General features: G+C 69.7%; 20 protein-coding genes. 17 read left to right on the top strand and 3 right to left on the bottom strand.

Features of this window, described 5'->3' with window-relative positions:
* Positions 1-23: 23 nt before the first annotated feature.
* The 14 genes from ACIHAX_RS05950 to ACIHAX_RS05885 all read left to right on the top strand — a co-directional run bounded on the left by ACIHAX_RS05950 (position 24) and on the right by ACIHAX_RS05885 (position 11488).
* Positions 24-938, top strand: coding sequence for a NifU family protein (locus tag ACIHAX_RS05950; protein ID WP_364426101.1), 915 nt, complete (start codon positions 24-26; stop codon positions 936-938).
* Positions 935-1570 (top strand): DUF5947 family protein, encoded by a 636-nt coding sequence (locus ACIHAX_RS05945; RefSeq protein WP_397276024.1) that lies wholly within the window; start codon positions 935-937, stop codon positions 1568-1570. The genes ACIHAX_RS05950 and ACIHAX_RS05945 overlap by 4 nt, the downstream gene beginning before the upstream one ends.
* A complete protein-coding gene (locus tag ACIHAX_RS05940; protein ID WP_364426060.1) occupies positions 1567-2214 on the top strand; it encodes a DUF6084 family protein in 648 nt (215 codons plus the stop codon). Before ACIHAX_RS05945 ends, ACIHAX_RS05940 begins: the two co-directional genes overlap by 4 nt.
* The gene (locus ACIHAX_RS05935; RefSeq protein WP_397276022.1) at positions 2211-3539 is read left to right on the top strand and encodes a hypothetical protein; all 1329 of its coding nucleotides are present in this window, start codon (positions 2211-2213) and stop codon (positions 3537-3539) included. The genes ACIHAX_RS05940 and ACIHAX_RS05935 overlap by 4 nt, the downstream gene beginning before the upstream one ends.
* 13 nt (positions 3540-3552) lie before the next feature.
* Positions 3553-3672 (top strand): DUF6893 family small protein, encoded by a 120-nt coding sequence (locus ACIHAX_RS05930; RefSeq protein WP_379251242.1) that lies wholly within the window; start codon positions 3553-3555, stop codon positions 3670-3672.
* Between the two features lie 22 nt (positions 3673-3694).
* Positions 3695-4012, top strand: a complete 318-nt coding sequence (locus ACIHAX_RS05925) for a hypothetical protein (protein ID WP_355070272.1) — start codon at positions 3695-3697, stop codon at positions 4010-4012.
* Positions 4013-4025: 13 nt separating this feature from the next.
* Positions 4026-4526: a hydrogenase maturation protease gene (locus ACIHAX_RS05920; RefSeq protein ID WP_355070274.1), complete on the top strand. Its 501-nt coding sequence runs from the start codon at positions 4026-4028 to the stop codon at positions 4524-4526.
* A gap of 3 nt (positions 4527-4529) precedes the next feature.
* Positions 4530-4772 carry a HypC/HybG/HupF family hydrogenase formation chaperone gene (locus ACIHAX_RS05915; protein WP_355070275.1) on the top strand — a complete coding sequence of 81 codons (243 nt, stop codon included), beginning with the start codon at positions 4530-4532 and terminating at the stop codon, positions 4770-4772.
* Positions 4769-7069 carry a carbamoyltransferase HypF gene (gene hypF, locus ACIHAX_RS05910; protein WP_397276020.1) on the top strand — a complete coding sequence of 767 codons (2301 nt, stop codon included), beginning with the start codon at positions 4769-4771 and terminating at the stop codon, positions 7067-7069. Before ACIHAX_RS05915 ends, hypF begins: the two co-directional genes overlap by 4 nt.
* A gap of 16 nt (positions 7070-7085) precedes the next feature.
* Positions 7086-7412 (top strand): HypC/HybG/HupF family hydrogenase formation chaperone, encoded by a 327-nt coding sequence (locus ACIHAX_RS05905; RefSeq protein ID WP_355070277.1) that lies wholly within the window; start codon positions 7086-7088, stop codon positions 7410-7412.
* Complete coding sequence (hypD, locus tag ACIHAX_RS05900) at positions 7409-8521, top strand: hydrogenase formation protein HypD (RefSeq protein ID WP_355070278.1); 1113 nt, start codon at positions 7409-7411, stop codon at positions 8519-8521. The genes ACIHAX_RS05905 and hypD overlap by 4 nt, the downstream gene beginning before the upstream one ends.
* Positions 8514-9587 (top strand): hydrogenase expression/formation protein HypE, encoded by a 1074-nt coding sequence (gene hypE / locus ACIHAX_RS05895; protein WP_397276017.1) that lies wholly within the window; start codon positions 8514-8516, stop codon positions 9585-9587. The genes hypD and hypE overlap by 8 nt, the downstream gene beginning before the upstream one ends.
* An 87-nt stretch (positions 9588-9674) precedes the next feature.
* Complete coding sequence (locus tag ACIHAX_RS05890) at positions 9675-10742, top strand: HoxN/HupN/NixA family nickel/cobalt transporter (protein ID WP_355071020.1); 1068 nt, start codon at positions 9675-9677, stop codon at positions 10740-10742.
* Positions 10742-11488, top strand: a complete 747-nt coding sequence (locus tag ACIHAX_RS05885) for a DUF6390 family protein (protein ID WP_397276015.1) — start codon at positions 10742-10744, stop codon at positions 11486-11488. The genes ACIHAX_RS05890 and ACIHAX_RS05885 overlap by 1 nt, the downstream gene beginning before the upstream one ends.
* A gap of 370 nt (positions 11489-11858) precedes the next feature.
* Here ACIHAX_RS05885 and ACIHAX_RS05880 read toward each other — a convergent pair whose 3' ends face one another.
* Entirely contained in the window at positions 11859-12032 is a 174-nt protein-coding gene (locus ACIHAX_RS05880; RefSeq protein ID WP_355070284.1) for a hypothetical protein, read from the bottom strand.
* Positions 12033-12219: 187 nt separating this feature from the next.
* Here ACIHAX_RS05880 and ACIHAX_RS05875 point away from each other — a divergent pair, with 187 nt between their 5' ends.
* The gene (locus ACIHAX_RS05875; RefSeq protein WP_397276012.1) at positions 12220-12729 is read left to right on the top strand and encodes a DUF2231 domain-containing protein; all 510 of its coding nucleotides are present in this window, start codon (positions 12220-12222) and stop codon (positions 12727-12729) included.
* A 28-nt stretch (positions 12730-12757) separates the two neighbouring features.
* Positions 12758-13198, top strand: a complete 441-nt coding sequence (locus tag ACIHAX_RS05870; RefSeq protein ID WP_355070288.1) for a hypothetical protein — start codon at positions 12758-12760, stop codon at positions 13196-13198.
* Positions 13199-13254: 56 nt separating this feature from the next.
* On the opposite strand, the gene ACIHAX_RS05865 is transcribed toward ACIHAX_RS05870, so the two are convergent.
* Both ACIHAX_RS05865 and lexA read right to left on the bottom strand, forming a co-directional pair.
* Positions 13255-15306: a glycosyltransferase family 39 protein gene (locus tag ACIHAX_RS05865; protein ID WP_397276010.1), complete on the bottom strand. Its 2052-nt coding sequence runs from the start codon at positions 15304-15306 to the stop codon at positions 13255-13257.
* 125 nt (positions 15307-15431) lie between these two features.
* A complete protein-coding gene (gene lexA / locus ACIHAX_RS05860) occupies positions 15432-16160 on the bottom strand; it encodes a transcriptional repressor LexA (protein ID WP_379251220.1) in 729 nt (242 codons plus the stop codon).
* Positions 16161-16428: 268 nt separating this feature from the next.
* On the opposite strand from lexA, the gene ACIHAX_RS05855 reads away from it, so the two are divergent.
* Positions 16429-16896 carry a hypothetical protein gene (locus tag ACIHAX_RS05855; RefSeq protein WP_397276008.1) on the top strand — a complete coding sequence of 156 codons (468 nt, stop codon included), beginning with the start codon at positions 16429-16431 and terminating at the stop codon, positions 16894-16896.
* Positions 16897-17009 lie beyond the last annotated feature (113 nt).

Raw genomic sequence — 17009 nt, 5'->3', positions numbered from 1 at the left:
GGCGAAACGACCCGGAGGTGACGGTGGAGGATCGCCCGGACGACCGGGACGACGCGACGCTCGACGACTCCCGGTGGCGCGAAGCCGGTGATCGCATCGAGACCTTGCTGGAAGCGAGTTCGGCGGGCGGTGCGCTCGCCCGCGAACGCGCGGAGCAACTCGTGCGCGAACTGGTCGAACTCTACGGCGCGGCGCTGACCCGCGTGGTCGAGCTGCTCGACGACGCGGCGGTCGAGCGGTTGACCCGCGACGATCTGGTCGCGAGTCTGCTGCTCGTGCACGGGTTGCATCCGCACGATGTGGCCACCCGCGTAGGGAACGCGCTGGACAGCGTGCGTCCGTATCTCGGTTCCCACGGCGGCGACGTCCACCTGGTCGACATCGTCGACGGCGTGGTGCGCTTGGAACTGGCGGGTAGTTGCAAGAGCTGTCCGTCCTCGTCGGTGACGCTCGAACTGGCCGTCGAGGACGCGGTGCGGGCGGCCGCGCCGGAGATCGAGTCCATCGAAGTGGTCGCCGCGCAGACCGAGTCGGCGGGGGTGATCTCCGCCGACTCGCTGTTCTCGCGCGTGCGCGCGGACGGCGCGCGGTCCGGCAACTGGGTCGCGGTCCCCGAACTGGCCGAACTCGACGCGGGCGAGGTGGGCGGCTTCGACGTCGCCGGGCTGACGGTGCTCGCCTGCCGGGTGGGAACGGAGCTGTACGCCTATCGCGACCACTGCCCCGGATGCGACCGATCGCTCGCGGGTGCGGCGCTGGAGCGGCGCGTGGGGTTCCCGGCCGGTGACGCGGTGCTGCGGTGCCCGACCTGCCGGGCGCACTACGACGTGGTGCACGCGGGCGCCCGGGTCGACGGTGACGGTCACCTCGAACCGCTCCCCGTGCTCGTGCGCTCCGGCGAACTGTCGGTGGCGGTGCCGGTGGAGGTCCACGGGTGAGCACACCGTTTCGCGCGCTCCAGCGGATCGCCGCCGATCGCGGGCCCGCCCCCCGGCCCGGCGAGCGGTGCGAGATGTGCGCGGAGCCGATCGCCGACCGGCACCAGCACGTGGTGAACGTCGAAGGCAGGCAGCTGATGTGCGTATGCCGCGGCTGCTACTTGCTGTTCGTCGACCAGAACGCGGAGCTGCGGTATCGCGCGGTGCCGGACCGGTATCTCACGTTCCCGGATTTCACGATCAGCCGGGCCGAATGGGACGCACTGGACATCCCCGTGAATCTGGCGTTCTTCTTCCGCAATTCCGCACTGGACCGGACGGTGGCGTTCTATCCAGGACCCGCCGGCGCTATGGAATCGGAATTACCTCTGGAGCAATGGAATTCGATCATTCACCGGCATCCCGAGCTGGACGTGCTCGCCCCGGACGTGGAAGCGCTGCTCATCCGGGTGCCCGACCGTCGCACCGAGCGGGCGGCCTGCCTGCTGCTACCGATCGACGCCTGCTACGAGTTCGTCGGCCGGATGCGGCTGCTGTGGCACGGATTCGACGGCGGCCAGGACGTGCACCGATACCTGGAGGAGTTCTTCGCCGAGGCGTCGGCGCGCGCGAAAACCGGCGGTGCGGCATGAGCCCGGTGTACTCGACGACGTTCGCCGTGCTCGAGATCAAACCCGAGCCGTACGCCGTCGCGCCGATCCTGTCCGCGCGCGTCGGCATCGCCGCGCTCGCGGAGGAGCCCGTGCACGCCATCGCCCTGCGCGCGCAGGTGCGCATCGAGCCGTTCCGCCGCGGCTACTCCGACGAGGAGGCCGCAGGGCTGGTCGATCTGTTCGGCCCGCGCGAACGGTGGCACGAGACCCAGCGCTCGTTTCTCTGGATGCACTGCGCCACCATGGTTCCGAGTTTCACCGGCGGCGCCCAAGTGGACCTGCCGATGCCGTGCACCTACGACTTCGAGGTGACCGGATCGAAGTACCTGCACGCGTTGCGCGAGGGTGTGGTTCCGCTGCTGTTCCTGTTCAGCGGGACGGTCTTCATCCGAGGCACGACCGGATTCGCCATCCAGCAGATTCCATGGGACCGCGAGGACAAGTTCGAGATGCCCGTGTCGGTGTGGCAGGGCCTGATGGACGCGTACTTCCCGAATACCGGGTGGGTGCGGCTGCACAACGACACGCTCCGGGCGCTGGCCACCTACAAATCCAGCCACGGCCTGCACGGCTTCGACGACGCGGTGACCCGCCTGCTGACCAGCACCGAGGAGACGCCGTGACGACCGCCGAAGCTCGTGCCCGCGCCCGCGCCGTGGCCGACGCGGTGCTCTACGAGGGCTACCTGCTGTACCCCTACCGGGCCGACGCGCGCAAGAACCAGTCGCGCTGGCAGTTCGGCGTGCTGGGGCCGCACGGGGCCGCCGCGGCGGGACTCGGCGAGGAGTCGACGCTGTCGGCGCAGTGCCTGATCGACCCGGGTGAGAATCCCGAACTCACCCTCACCGTGCGGTTCCTCCAGCTCCAGCGCCGCCAAGTGGTGGACGGGGACGGTACGCCTGTCGCCGAGGTGACCGATGGCGCGCGGTCGTGGCTGTCCTGGGACGAGGCGGTCGAGCAGGAGATCACCGTCGGCCCGGTCCCGCCCGCCCGCGCGATCCTGCCGCTGGACATCCCGGGCGGCTCCGACGCCGAGCAGATCGCCACCGCGGCCGTCTCCGCGCCGGGCACGTTCGTGCGGACCCGGCTGCCGCTGACGGGTGAGCTGGAACTCGCCGCCGACCGGGACGACGGCTTCCTACGGCTCACGGTCGTCCTGCGCAACGTGGGCGCACCCGCGACCGACAAGCGCGACGCCATCGGCCGCTCGCTGATCGGCGCGCACATCATCGCGGAGATCACCGGCGGACAGTTCGTCTCCCTGCTGGAACCGCCGCCCGACGCCACCGCCGTGGCCGCCCGCTGCGATCGGTACCGGTGTTTCCCGGTGCTCGCGGGGCCGCCAGGCGACTACAGCGTGCTGCTCATCTCGCCGATCATTCTCTACGACCACCCGGAGATCGCGGAGCAGAGCGAAGGAGCGCTGTTCGACTCCACCGAGATCGACGAGATCCTCACGCTGCGCATACTCACCATGACCGATGCGGAGAAGGCGAGCGCCCGAGCCACCGACCCGCGCGCGGCGGAGATCATCGACCGCTGCGAGGCCATGTCGCCCGACGCGATGCGGCAGTTGCACGGGGTGCTGCGCGACCCGCACGCCGAGGGGCCCGGGTTGATCCCGGAGATTCCCGAGGGCGTCGATTGGTGGGACCCGCTGGCCGACAGCGCCGTTCGCCCGGACTTGGACGCTGTGCCGGTCGCGGGAGCGCTGGTGCGCAAGGGCAGCCGCGTCCGGCTGCATCCGGCGCGCCGGGCCGACGCCCAGGATCTGTTCTTCGACGGGCAGTGCGCCCGGGTCGTCTCGGTTCACGAGGACGTGGACGGACAGGCGCACGTCGGGGTGGTGCTGGACGCCGATCCGGCGGCCGAGCTGCACGAATGGTACGGGCGCTACCTGTATTTCGCGCCCGACGAACTGGAGCCGCTCGACGGCACCGAGGAATGAAAGGAAGTCCGCTATGGAAACCGTGGGAGTGGTCTCGACGACCGTCGTCGCCGTGCTGGTGGCGGCGGGAGTGTATCTCGGCGTGCGGTCGCTCCCGGATCTGCGGCGATATCTGAAGATCCGGCACATGTAGCTGGGCACCGGAAAGGAGCATCATGGGTGAGCATCGCGAAGAGCCGCAATCGGCACGTGGCGCGCCGGGTTCGCGCGACGCGGGCACGGGCGTCGCGGCCGGAGGCCCGGCGGACCGGGAACCGGGCCACATCGGTCACGAGGAGATGACCTCCGCGCATCCGGAAGACGCCAAGAAGGGCACCGAGTTCACCTCGGAAGCCCCGACCGGCACCGAAGCGGCGGCACCTCCGTACGACGAGCGCAAGGACACCGCCAACGCCCCCGCGGAGACGGCGACCGGAAAGGTCGACGACGCGCGAGTGGGCGGCGCGACGACACCCACCGAGAAAGAGGGGTGACTCGACGGCCGCGGTGCTGATCGCCGGGATCGGCAACATCTTCCTCGGCGACGACGGATTCGGACCCGAGGTGGTGCGCAGACTGCCGCACCACCCCGACCCCGGTGTGCGCGCGGTGGACTACGGCATCCGCGGCATGCACCTCGCCTACGACCTGCTCGACCCCTGGGCGGCGCTGCTGCTGATCGACGCGCTGCCCGACCGCGGCGCGCCCGGCCGGGTCGAGGTGTTCGGCGCCGAGCCGGAGGACACCGGCGCCCAGCTCGACGCCCACGCGATGAGCCCGGACGCCGTCTTCGCCGGGGTACGCGCGCTGGGCGGCGTGTTGCCGCCCACGGTGGTGATCGGCTGCCAGGTCGCCTGCGTGGAGGAGGGTATCGGCCTGTCCGCGCCGGTCGCGGCGGCGGTGCCGGAGGCGGTCGCCGCCGTCGGCGAGGTGCTCGCCGCGTTCCTGCCCGCCGGGACATCCGATGGCTCCCCGCTTCCGCGGGCCACAGCGCGACAGGAGGACTGACCGATGTGTCTGGGCATCCCGGGACAGGTGCTGGCGATCCCTGACGGCTACCACGATCAGATCGCCTTGGTCGACGTCTCCGGCGAGCAGCGGAAGGTGAACATCGGGCTGCTCGACGACGATCCGGCCCGGCCGGGTGACTGGGTGATCATCCACATGGGCTTCGCGGTGGAGAAGACCGACGCGGCGGGAGCCGAGGCGGCGCTGCAAGGGCTGCGTCTGCTGCAACGCGGGGACCAGTCATGAACACTGTGCGGCTGCGGCGGCGTCTGCTGGTGCGCGGTGTGGTCCAAGGCGTCGGATTCCGGCCGTTCGTCTACACCACCGCCGCCGAACTGGCTCTGTCCGGCAGCGTGAGCAACAACAGCAACGGCGTGATCGTCGAGATCGAGGGAGCGGCCAGAGATCTGGACGAGTTCGCCCGGCGGCTGCGCCTGCGACCGCCGCCGCTGGCGGTGATCGAGTCGGTCGAGCAGGCCGACATCCCGGCGCGCGGCGGCACCGGATTCCACATCGCGGGCACCACGCGCGAGGGCGGCGGTCGCACGCTCGCCTCACCCGATGTCGCGATCTGCGCCGATTGCGAACGCGAGTTGCGCGATCCGCGCGATCGCCGTTATCGCCATCCGTTCGTCAATTGCACCAACTGCGGTCCGCGTTTCACCATCATCGCGAGCCTGCCCTACGACCGCGAGCGCACATCGATGGCCGACTTCGCCATGTGCGAGCGGTGCGCGCGGGAATACGCCGATCCCGCCGATCGGCGCTTCCACGCGCAGCCGATCGCCTGCCCCGACTGCGGCCCCACGCTCGCCTATACGGGACCGGGAGCCGGTACGCCGCTGGCGGCCGCGCGGCAACTGCTGCGCGCGGGCGGAATCCTGGCGGTCAAAGGCATCGGCGGATACCACCTCGCCTGTGACGCCACGAACGAGGCCGCCGTCGCGGAACTGCGGCGCCGCAAACGCCGTGGTGACAAACCTTTCGCCGTCATGGTGCCGGATCTGGCCACGGCACGGGCCATCGTCGCCGTCGACGACGCCGCCGAGACGCTGCTGACCAGCCCGGCTCGCCCCATCGTGTTGCTCGCTCGCCGATCCTCGCCCGAGGAGCCCCCTTCGAACGACGGCCCGGCGGTCTCGCCATCGGTGGCGCCCGGCAATCCAGACCTGGGCGTGATGCTCGCCTACACCCCGCTGCACCTGCTGCTGTTCGGTCTGCCCGGCGACCCGCCCGGCCCGCAGGTGCTCGTGATGACCTCGGGCAATCTCGGCGGCGAGCCGATCTGCTACCAGGACGACGACGCACGCACCCGCCTGGCCGGGCTCGCCGACGGCTGGCTGTCGCACAACCGGCGCATCCTGGTGCCCTGCGACGACTCGGTGGTGCGCTCGCTCGACGGCCGCGAACTGCCGGTCCGGCGCTCGCGCGGCTACGCGCCGCTGCCGCTGTTGCTGCCGGTGCCGCTGCCGCCGACGCTCGCCGTCGGCGCGGACCTCAAGAACACCTGCGCGATGGCCGACGGCCGCTACGCCTGGTTGAGCCAGCACATCGGCGACATGGACGACCTGGCGACGCTGCGCTCCTTCGACGCCGCGCAGCGCCACCTCGGAGAACTCACCGGCGTCCGTCCCGCGCAGCTGGTCGCCGACGCGCACCCCGGCTACCGCTCCACCGCCTGGGCGCGCAGGCACGCGGGCGAGCGAGCCGTCTACACCGTCCAGCACCATCACGCGCACATCGCCGCAGTCATGGGCGAGCACGGGCTCGGCGCGACCGAGCAGGTGGTCGGCATCGCCTTCGACGGCACCGGGTACGGACCGGACGCGGCGGTGTGGGGCGGTGAGGTGCTGCTGGCGGGCTACAAGGGCTACCGGCGTCTGGCGCACCTGAAGTACGTGCCGCTCGCGGGCGGCGATCTCGCCGTGCGCAGGCCCTACCGCATGGCGCTGGCTCATCTGCGCGCGGCCGGGATCGACTGGTCCGAGGACATTCCCGCGGTCGCGGCGTGTCCGCCCGCCGAGCGTTCGGTGCTGGCCCACCAGTTCCGGTCCGGACTGGGCTGCGCGCCCACGTCCAGCATGGGCCGGTTGTTCGACGCGGTCTCCTCGCTGTGCGGCGTGCGGCACGTCGTCGACTACGAAGCCCAGGCGGCGATCGAATTGGAAGGACTCTCGCGCGCGGGGGCGGAAGGCGACGCCGCCTACCGATTCCCGCTCGCGGACGGCGATCCCGCCGGGATCGATGCCGCGCCGGTGATCGCGGACGTGGTCGCCGACGTTCGCGCGGGCGCGCCCCCGCAGGTGGTGGGCGCGCGCTTCCACGCCGCCGTCGCTCGGTTGGTGCTCGACCTCGCGGCGCGTTACGCCGCCCCGGGGACGGTCGTCGCCCTGTCCGGCGGCGTGTTCCAGAACGCCCTGCTGCTCGCGCGATCGTGTGCGCTGCTGCGCGACAACGGGTTCACCGTGATCACCCACCACAGACTGCCGCCCAACGACGGCGGCCTCGCGTTCGGGCAACTCCTCGCGTGCAGCGAGGGATGAGCGAAGGAGAGCAACGATGTGTCTTGCGGTACCAGGCAAAGTGCTCAGCCTGCACGAGCGGGACGGCACGCTGATGTCGGTCGTCGACTTCGGCGGCGTGCACAAGGACGTGTGCCTGCAATACATCCCGGACGCGGCGGTCGGCGATTACGTCGTGGTCCACGTCGGTTTCGCGATCCAGCGTCTGGACGAGGAGTCCGCGCTGCGGACCCTGGCCGAGTTCGAGCACCTCGGCGTACTGAACGAGGAATTCGGCGACGGTTTCGCCATCGCCGCGAAGCAGGCGGGCCTGGACAATCCCGCCGCCGAGCCGTCCCGCGAGGAACCGGAGGCGAAGTCATGAAATATCTCGACGAGTTCAGCAACCCCGAGCTGGCCCGGCACCTGCTCGATGGGATCCGCGCCGCGACCAGCCGCCGCTGGGCGATCATGGAAGTTTGTGGCGGACAGACACATTCGATCATCCGTCACGGCATAGACCAACTGCTGCCCGACCAGATCGAGATGATCCACGGCCCCGGCTGCCCGGTCTGCGTCACCCCGTTGGAGGTGATCGACAAGGCGCTGGAGATCGCCGCGCGACCGGGCGTGATCTTCTGTTCGTTCGGTGACATGCTGCGCGTGCCGGGCAGTTCCAAGGACCTGTTCCGGGTGAAGAGCGAGGGCGGTGACGTCCGTGTGGTGTACTCGCCGCTGGACGCGCTGAACCTGGCCAAGGAGAATCCCGACCGCGAGGTGGTGTTCTTCGGCATCGGATTCGAGACCACGGCTCCGGCCAACGCCATGACGGTCTACCAGGCGAAGCGGCTGGGGATCAGGAACTTCTCGCTGCTGGTGTCGCACGTGCTGGTCCCGCCCGCCATCGCCGCCATCATGGAGTCGCCGACCTGTCGGGTGCAGGGGTTCCTCGCCGCCGGGCACGTCTGCACCGTGATGGGCACCGACGAGTACCCGCCGCTGGCCGAGCAGTACCGAGTGCCGATGGTGGTCACCGGATTCGAACCGCTGGACATCCTGGAGGGTATCCGCCGCACCGTGCTGCAACTGGAGTCCGGCAGGCACGAACTGGAGAACGCCTACCCGCGCGCGGTGTCCGCTGCGGGCAATCCCGCGGCGAAAGCCATGCTGCAGGACGTCTTCGAGGTCACCGACCGGGGCTGGCGCGGCATCGGCGTCATCCCGCGCAGCGGCTGGCGGCTGTCTGAGCGCTATCGCGAGTTCGACGCCGAACACCGCTTCGCCGTGGGCGACCTGCACACCGAAGAATCGACCATCTGCCGCTCCGGCGAGGTGCTGCAGGGGCTGATCAAACCGAACGAGTGCGCCGCTTTCGGCAAGCAGTGCACGCCGCGGAATCCGTTGGGCGCCACCATGGTGTCCTCCGAAGGCGCGTGCGCCGCGTACTACCTGTACCGGCGCTTGGATCTGCCCGCGGAGGTGGCCCATGCGTGAAAAAGGCGCCGCGCCCGTGACGATCGATGAGGGCTGGGTCTGCCCGATGCCGCTGCGGGATTCGCCGAACATCGTCATGGGCCACGGCGGCGGCGGCGCGATGTCCGGCGAGCTGATCGAGCATCTGTTCCTGCCCGCGTTCGGCTCCGCCGCGAACGCGGACCTGACCGATTCCGCGGTCGTCACGCTCGACGGCGCGCGGCTGGCCTTCTCCACCGATTCGTTCGTGGTGAAGCCGCTCGTCTTCCCGGGCGGCACCATCGGTGAGCTCGCGGTCAACGGCACGGTGAACGATCTGGCCATGTCCGGTGCGCGTCCGATGGTGCTGTCCACCGCGTTCATCCTGGAGGAGGGCACCGCGCTGGCCGACATCGCACGCATCGCGCAGGCGGTCGGGACCGCCGCGCTGGCGGCCGAAGTCCAGCTGGTCACCGGGGACACCAAGGTGGTCGACGCCGGGCACGGTGACGGGATCTACATCAACACCGCGGGCATCGGCGTGGTGCCCGCCGAGGTGGACATCCGGCCGCAACGCGCGACCCCGGGCGACATCGTGCTGGTCAGCGGCGAGATCGGGGTGCACGGTGTCGCGGTGCTCAGTTGCCGCGAGGGTCTGGAGTTCGGTACCACCGTGCTCAGCGACACCGCGCCGCTGCACGGTCTGGTCGCGGCGATGCTGGCCACCGGCGCCGACGTGCACGTGCTGCGCGACCCCACCCGCGGCGGCGTCGCGGCCTCGCTCAACGAGATCGCCCGTGCCGCGAAAGTCGGCGTGGCCCTGGACGAGCGGCAGCTTCCCGTGCCGGACGGCGTGCGCGACGCGTGCGGGCTGCTCGGCCTGGACCCGATGTACGTGGCCAACGAGGGCAAGCTGCTGGCGTTCGTCGCGCCCGAGGACGCCGAACGCGTGCTGGCGGCGATGCGGGAGCACCCACTGGGCGCGCAGGCCGCCGTGATCGGCCGATGCGTCGCCGAGCATCCCGGCATGGTGGTCGCCCGCACGGCACTCGGGGGTACGCGGGTGGTGGATCTGCCCGCGGGCGAGCAGTTGCCGCGGATCTGCTGACAGGGGACCGGTATCGGGCCGGAGCCAGAAGGCGAGGTGTGGATCATCGTTCGGATCGCCGAGACGCCTGCGGCGTCGCGTGCCCCGCTGGACGGACGGCAGCGGCGCGGCGTCGCGGGGATGGCGTCGGTCGTGGTCGTCCTGCACGTTCTCGGGTGGTCGGCGCTGCTGCTGCTCGTTGTCCCCGGTGGATACGTGGTGGACGGTGCGGTGTTCGGCGTCGGCCTCGGCGTCACCGCCTACACGCTCGGCATGCGGCACGCGTTCGACGCCGATCACATCGCCGCGATCGACAACACCACCCGCAAACTGGTCGCGGACGGGCGCAAGCCGCTGTCGGTCGGATTCTGGTTCTCCCTCGGGCACTCCACCATCGTGTTCGTCCTCGTCGCGCTGCTGGCATTCGGCGTCAAGGCGCTGGCGGGCAACCTGCGCGACGAGAACTCCGGGTTGCAACGCTGGACCGGCCTCTTCGGCACCGGCATCTCCGGCACTTTCCTGCTCGCCATCGGGGCGTTGAACCTTGTCTCGCTGATCGGCATCTGGCGGGTGTTCCGTTCGATGCGCCGTGGGAGCTACGACGAGGCCGCCTTGCGGCAGCGGCTGCACGACCGCGGCGCGTTGCAGCGGGTGACCGGGCCGCTGACCCGGGCGGTGCGCGCGCCGTGGCAGATGTACCTCGTCGGGCTGCTGTTCGGCCTCGGCTTCGACACCGTCACCGAGGTGAGCTTGCTGGTGATCGCGGGCGGCGCGGCGGCGACCGACCTGCCGTGGTACGCGATCCTCGTGCTGCCCGTGCTCTTCTCGGCGGGCATGACGCTGTTCGACGCGCTGGACGGCGCGTTCATGAACTACGCATACGGATGGGCGTTCGCCGGACCGCTGCGCACCGTCTACTACAACATCGTCGTCACCGGTCTGTCGGTGGCCGTGGCGCTGCTGATCGGCGCGCAGGAGATGATCTCCTTGCTGGCCGACGAATTCGGCATCGCCGACGGACCGCTGGCGTGGGTCGGCGGGCTGGATCTGGGCGCCATGGGCTTCGTCATCGCCGGACTGTTCCTGCTCACTTGGGCGGTCGCCGTCGGAGTGTGGCGATTCGGCCGGATCGAGCAGCGGTGGTCCCCGGGCCGGGCGGGCGGAGGGCCGTGCTGATGGCGGGCAGCGGAGCGGAGATGTTCGCCCGGTACGCCTACGCGCCCAATCGGCTGGGCTACTGCGGGCCGCCCGACGCGGCCGCCCTGCGCGACGGCTCGGACGAGCAGGTGCGGGCGGTGGCGCGCCGGTTCACCGGAGCGTGGCCGTACCTGCGCGTGATGGCGCGCATGACCGGTGTAGCGGACCCGCTTGACCGCAGGATCGTCGAGGCGTACTGGCTGGGCGGCGGCGTCGGCGCGGAACTGGATGCCCGCGAGTTCACCGCCGAACTGCTGGATCTGCTCGGCCCGGTCGCGGGCGGGTACTGGACGTACCTGACGCCACGGCTGGCCGAGGAGGCGGCCGCCAACCACTGCTTCCACGTCTTCGGTGTGTACCCCTGGTCGCGGCTGCTCGGACACGGCAACGAACATCCCCTGCACGTGCTCGACAACTGCCGGATCGGCTGGGGAACGGTGCTCGACCGCGCCGGCGGCGAGGTCATGTTGGGCTGCCGTGCGCTGAGCTGGGACGGCGAACGTCTCGCGTTGTCGGCGGAGACGGCGCGGTCGGTGCCGATCCGGGTGGACGGGTACGCGGCGCTGCCGGATGTCGCGGTAGGGGAGCGGGTCGCGGTGCACTGGGGGCGGCTGTGCGGGCGCTTGGACGACGCCCAGGTGAGTGCTCTGGAGGTGGGCACGGTGCGTCAATTGGAGCTCACCAACCGACGACTCGCCGCACAAGGGAATTCCGCGATCAGCTGACGAGCACGTGAGTTGCCGGTCGTCCACACCCGACACCGAGGCGGGCTGCTTGCTAACAGCGCCGATATGTCGCGGCGGTTGCCGATGAGAAAGTTTCGATTCCCCGTCAATCGTGGCGAACTCGACGGTTCGCGAATTCGGCAGATCCGCGAGGCGTGTTTGGCTCACCTAGGTGCGCGTATCCTGTATATAGCTGTCGAGCCCGACCTCGGGGAGTGACACGTGTATTTCACCGATAGTCGTCCGGCGAAACTCCGAACCGTTCCCGGATGATTCATCCGGTGTGTCGGCGCGTCCTCCCGCCATCGTGCCCGACGGGCTGATCCGCATTTCGGATCTCACCCGAAGGGAGGTGAACTACAGTGTTGGATCAGATGATGGGGATGATTCGCGACATGTGGAACAACATGTTCCCGGGCATGCCGATGCCGATGCTTCCGATGATGTAGTAGCCATCCCACAAGCCGGAAAACCGCAGTTGTGCAAGCGTCCGACAATTTTGCGTCGAGGCGATGGGTGCGGCTTTTCCGAACGAGGTGTGCAATTTCCGTACGGTGGTACATCCACTTTGTGGCCTACCGTATTCGATGCGATATTCCCGTATACAGGAGAGTGGAATCCGTCGGCCATCTGCGCGGGCGGATTCAAATGACTCGGCGGACCGTGGCCGAGCGACGGCCCCGTGGCCGGTCGGCGCATGCGAAGGCGATCGACCTCGATGGAGGTGCGCCATGACCGAGGATCCGCAGCAGGCGAAGCGGCCGGTGAGCGCCGCGCTGGCCGGCCCGTACGGGCACCCATTCCATCCGATCCTGGTCACCGTCCCGATCGGCGCATGGGTCGCCAGTCTGGTGTTCGACCTCGCGTCCCGAGTGGTGGACGATCCGGAGTTCCTGGTCAAGGGGTCGTCGTGGCTGATCGCGATCGGTGTGCTCGGCGCCTTGGCCGCCGCGACGATCGGGTTCCTCGACCTGCTCGCCATCCCAACGGGTACGCTCGCCTTCCGCACCGGCCTGCTGCACATGACCCTCAATCTGCTGGTCACCGTCGCCTACGCGGTCGGTTTCGTCTGGCGGCGGGGCGCCGACACCACACGCGCGGTTCCGGCCGGGCCGCTGGCGCTGTCGGTGGCGGCCCTGGTGGCATTGGCGATGTCGGGGTATCTCGGGGGCAAGCTCGCCTACCGGTACGGCGTACGTGTCGCCGACGAGGCAACCCAGGCGAGCGGCTTCAAGCGCTGAATCCCTTCCCAACGTCAGGAGGCACACCATGGGCATCGCCGCATTGATCTTCTGGCTGCTCACCGCGGGCGGCGGTTTCTTCCTGCTCGGCACCTGGATCGCCAAGGGCGGCACGCGTCAGCCGAATTCGACCCAGCTGCCCGCGCCGGTATTGTTCGGGCACTTCCTGCTCGCCGTGGCCGGACTGATCGTGTGGATCGTGTACCTCGTCGTCGACAACACGGCGTGGGCCTGGATCGCCTTCGTGCTGCTGATTCCGGTCGCCCTACTCGGATTCACGATGTTGGTGCGCTGGATTCCCACATATCGAGAGCGTTCCGCCGCGGGAACGGTCGAACGCCGCTCCGCCGCGGGAACGGCCGAACCGCCCGAAAAGCACTTTCCCGTTGCCGTCGTCGCCGCACACGGGGTTTTCGCCGTGACGACCGTCGTGCTGGTGTTCCTGACCGCGCTCGGCGTCGGCAGCTGACCTCTCGTCCCAGACGACAGCCACCGGTGGGTGGCCGCGACGGCGGGAGTCCCCAGTCAATTCGCGCAGGCCGCGGGCGGCGAGGGTTGTGTACTGTCGCAGGCCGGGGCGGTGAGGTCGTAGACCGCGACGTTGCCGATGTGTACCGCGCTGTAGTGCGCCGCCACCCACTCGGCGATGTCTTTGTGCCCGGCCGGCCGCCACCATCCGTTGTCCGGGGCGTCGCTCCGGCCGGCCCCTGCGGGCTGGTCGCGCACCCGCCACGAATCGGGCAGCCGCACCTCCTGCGCGAGGTAGTACGTCACCTGATGGGTGCGCACCATGGTCTGGAACTCGTCGAGGGTGGGCACCGGATCGTCGGAAGTGAAGCCGCCGATCGCGACTACCGAGGTGTGGGTGGCGAGTTCCAGCGACGCGGCGACCGAGGACCGGTCCACTGCGGCCGACCAGGGGGTGGAGGTGTCGCGCAACAGCGTGGCGAGTCGGGGTTCGACCTCACCGTCGAGGAACGCGGTCACCTCGCGGCGCATGTCGCTCGACGGATCCGCCGTCGTGGGCCGTGCCGGGCCCACAGTAGGACTGCCGCCCGTGTGCGCCTGCGGCAGAGTGGCCGCGGCGTATGCCGTCGATCCGCCGATCCCGGCGAGCACGCCCACGGCGACGAGCACCGATACGGCTCTGGCTCGCACCCGTCGCGCCCCGGCCGGGAAGGCGGCGGCGACCAGTCCCAGCGCCACCGCCAGCGAGATCGCCACGAGCGTCCAGCGCAGCGGCGGCAGCCACCCGGGATTGCGATTCAGCAGGACGAAAGCCCACAGTCCCGACGTCAGCACCAGTGCGGCGGCGCCGACACGACCGAACGCCTCCGACCGGCGCCGCCACACCTCGGCCACCCCGATGGCGAACATCCCGGCCACGGCCGGACCGATCGCCAACGTGTAGTAGGCGTGCATACCGCCGCGCATCACGGTGAACGCGACGCCGTCGACGACCAGCCACAGCCCGAACGCCAGCGCGGCCGCACGAACCGGGTCCGTTCGTGGCATACCCCGACGGGAGACGAGCACCAGTGCGAAGGCGAGCAGGGCGGCCGGAAGCAGCCAGGAGATCTCGAAACCGATCTCACCGGTGAACAGGCGAGCCGGGCCTGGTCCGCTGAAGCCGCCGAACCCGCCGCCGGTGTGCCCGCCGGAGGTAGGCATCTCGTACCCCGGAGGCAGCGCGAATCTGTTGCCGCCGTGGTGGTTCTGTCCCAGGAAGCGAGCGAACCCGTTGTAGCCAAGCACCAGATCCATGAACGTGTTGTCCGTCGAGCCTGCCAGGTACGGCCGCGCCGTGGCGGGCCACAGCACCGTCAGCAGCACATACCAGCCGGACGAGACGACCAGTGCCGCCGCGGCGGCCGACAAGTGCAGCAACCGGTTCCGCACCGAGGTCGGCGCGACGATCAGATAGGTGAGCGCCAAGGCGGGCAACACCATGAGACCTTCGAGCATCTTCGCCAGGAACGCGAACCCGAGCGCGACGCCCGCCAGCATCAGCCAGCGCGCGCTCGCCTGCCGCGCCGACCGAAGCGTGCAGTACGCGCCCGCGGTCATCAGCAGCACCATCACGGCATCCGGATTGTTGAACCGGAACATCAACGCCACCACCGGCGTTGCCGCCAGCGCGGCTCCGGCGAGCAGACCGGCGGCCCGGCTGGTCGTCGCCCCGGCGACCATCGCGTACATCAATGCCACCGCGGCGACAGCCATCAGCGCCTGCGGCACCAGCATGCTCGCGCTGCCGAATCCGAACAGTTGCCCCGAAACACCCATCACCCATTGCGACACCGGCGGCTTGTCCACCGTGATGAAGTTGCCCGGGTCGAGAGAACCGAACAGCACCGCTTTCCAGTCCCGCGCACCCGACCAGGCCGCCGCGGCGTAGAAGCCGTTGCCCATGCCGTTGACCGTGATGTGCCACAAGTACGCGGCCGCGGTCCCGAGCAGCAATGCCGCCAGCCCTGCGCGCTCCCATAGCCGCGCGGGCGATAATTCCCCCGGCTCGGGACGGGTGGCAATCGGATTCGCATCGGGCAGGGCGGCCTCGGCGGGGATCGCTGTCACCGCAGGAGTCTCGCAAGCGTCCTGGTGAATCTCCTGCGCGCATCCTGGCAATCAGCTGTGAGTACCGGACGTCCACCGGCCGACGAGCATTCGGCCCGCCGACGGTGGATCGTTGCGCCGGGCCGTCAGATCTTGCGGATGACCGTGACGACCTTGCCCAGAATTTGGGCGTCGTTGCCGGGGATCGGCTCGAAGACCGGGTTGTGCGGCATCAGCCAGACGTCCTTGCCGGTGCGCTTGAAGGTCTTCACCGTGGCCTCACCGTCGATCATCGCGGCGACGATGTCGCCGTTCTCGGCGACGTTCTGCTGCCGCACGACCACCCAGTCGCCGTCGCAGATCGCCGCGTCGATCATGGATTGACCGACGACCTTCAGCAGGAACAGCGAACCGTCGCCGACCAGCTCGCGCGGCAGCGGGAAGACGTCCTCCACGGCCTGCTCGGCCAGGATCGGGCCACCGGCGGCGATGCGGCCGAGCACCGGAACGAAGGTGGGGACGGGACGGTCGACGTCGACGGTGATCTCACCGTCGTCGACCGCGGCGACCGGCAAGCTGGTCACCGACCGGACCACTTCGTCCAGGCCCCTGACGTCCACGGCGCGCGGGCGATTCGGGTCCCGGCGCAGGTAGCCCTTGCGTTCCAGGGCGCGCAGCTGATGGGCGACCGACGAGGTGGACGTGAGGCCGACGGCGTCACCGATCTCCCGGATGCTCGGCGGGTAGCCGCGCTCGCTCACCGAGGTGCGGATCACCTCGAGCACTTTGCGCTGACGCACGGTGAGATCCGCCCCGCTACCCGCCGCGTCGGCGCCGCTCTCGGTCTCGTCACCCGTGTCGTCCGTCTGCCTCACCGCAACCGCCCTTTCCTGCTGTGCCAGACCGGTCCGCGCCCGGCATGTGTCTTCTCGGCCTGTCGTGTCTTCGGTCCTTCGAATCTAGTCCGGTAGCGCCGCTGGATCAAACATCTGTTCGACGCATGTCGGGTGTTCTTGCTGACTTTGTCGTCGCGGCGTGGTAGAAATCGAACACCAGTTCTTCGAACATGTGAGCGAATGAGCGCGGAACGTGTGTTCGAACGGCTCGACCGGCAACGGAGCACCCACTACGGAGGTTTGTCCGATGAGCACTGCGATCAGCCATGTCACCCCTTCAATCGCTGCGGCGGAGGCCGAAGCCGAGCGCCGCGTCGCCGATCCGGCCCCGGCGCAGGATGATCTCGGGTACGAGACTGCTCGGCGGCTGCTGTGCGGCGGCGCGCGCCCGCGCACGCTGACGCCCGCGCATCGATCCGCGGTCGATCGGCGTCCGCCCGGCGCGCGTCCCGGTGCGGGCATGCTCGCTTATGACCGGGGCGTAAGCACTTTCGCGCGGCGTCGTCCTCGTGGCGAACATCCCATGCGCCGGGTCGAGCAGGCGCGGATCGGGTTCGCCGCCCTCGCCGTCGCCGCCCTGCTCACCGCTTCGACGGTGGTGGGCTTGATCGCTTTGTCGCATGTGCGCGCGGGTGAGTGGGGCGGTGGGTCCGGCCGGTCGGTGCCGGCCGTGGTGGATGGCTCGAGCGTGCCGATGGGCGGCAATTCGCGCTGAGCACAAGGGAAATCGGCCACCCTGGGCGGCCGGAATTGTTGATCGAAAACTAGAACGTGTTGCTACCGTGCTGAAAACGTGATCCGGGCGACGCCGCCCGAACGATGTCGGGA

The sequence above is a fragment of the Nocardia sp. NPDC051929 genome (assembly GCF_044548645.1).
GTDB classification, from domain to species: Bacteria; Actinomycetota; Actinomycetes; order Mycobacteriales; family Mycobacteriaceae; genus Nocardia; species Nocardia sichangensis.
This window is presented reverse-complemented; position numbering and strand designations above follow the sequence as displayed.

Coding starts and splice junctions, on each gene's coding strand:
- ACIHAX_RS05940 (WP_364426060.1), top strand. CDS start 1,567: ATGAGCCCGGTGTACTCGACGACGTTCGCCGTGCTCGAGATCAAACCC.
- ACIHAX_RS05930 (WP_379251242.1), top strand. CDS start 3,553: ATGGAAACCGTGGGAGTGGTCTCGACGACCGTCGTCGCCGTGCTGGTG.
- ACIHAX_RS05925 (WP_355070272.1), top strand. CDS start 3,695: ATGGGTGAGCATCGCGAAGAGCCGCAATCGGCACGTGGCGCGCCGGGT.
- ACIHAX_RS05915 (WP_355070275.1), top strand. CDS start 4,530: ATGTGTCTGGGCATCCCGGGACAGGTGCTGGCGATCCCTGACGGCTAC.
- hypF (WP_397276020.1), top strand. CDS start 4,769: ATGAACACTGTGCGGCTGCGGCGGCGTCTGCTGGTGCGCGGTGTGGTC.
- ACIHAX_RS05905 (WP_355070277.1), top strand. CDS start 7,086: ATGTGTCTTGCGGTACCAGGCAAAGTGCTCAGCCTGCACGAGCGGGAC.
- hypD (WP_355070278.1), top strand. CDS start 7,409: ATGAAATATCTCGACGAGTTCAGCAACCCCGAGCTGGCCCGGCACCTG.
- hypE (WP_397276017.1), top strand. CDS start 8,514: ATGCGTGAAAAAGGCGCCGCGCCCGTGACGATCGATGAGGGCTGGGTC.
- ACIHAX_RS05885 (WP_397276015.1), top strand. CDS start 10,742: ATGGCGGGCAGCGGAGCGGAGATGTTCGCCCGGTACGCCTACGCGCCC.
- ACIHAX_RS05875 (WP_397276012.1), top strand. CDS start 12,220: ATGACCGAGGATCCGCAGCAGGCGAAGCGGCCGGTGAGCGCCGCGCTG.
- ACIHAX_RS05870 (WP_355070288.1), top strand. CDS start 12,758: ATGGGCATCGCCGCATTGATCTTCTGGCTGCTCACCGCGGGCGGCGGT.
- ACIHAX_RS05855 (WP_397276008.1), top strand. CDS start 16,429: ATGAGCACTGCGATCAGCCATGTCACCCCTTCAATCGCTGCGGCGGAG.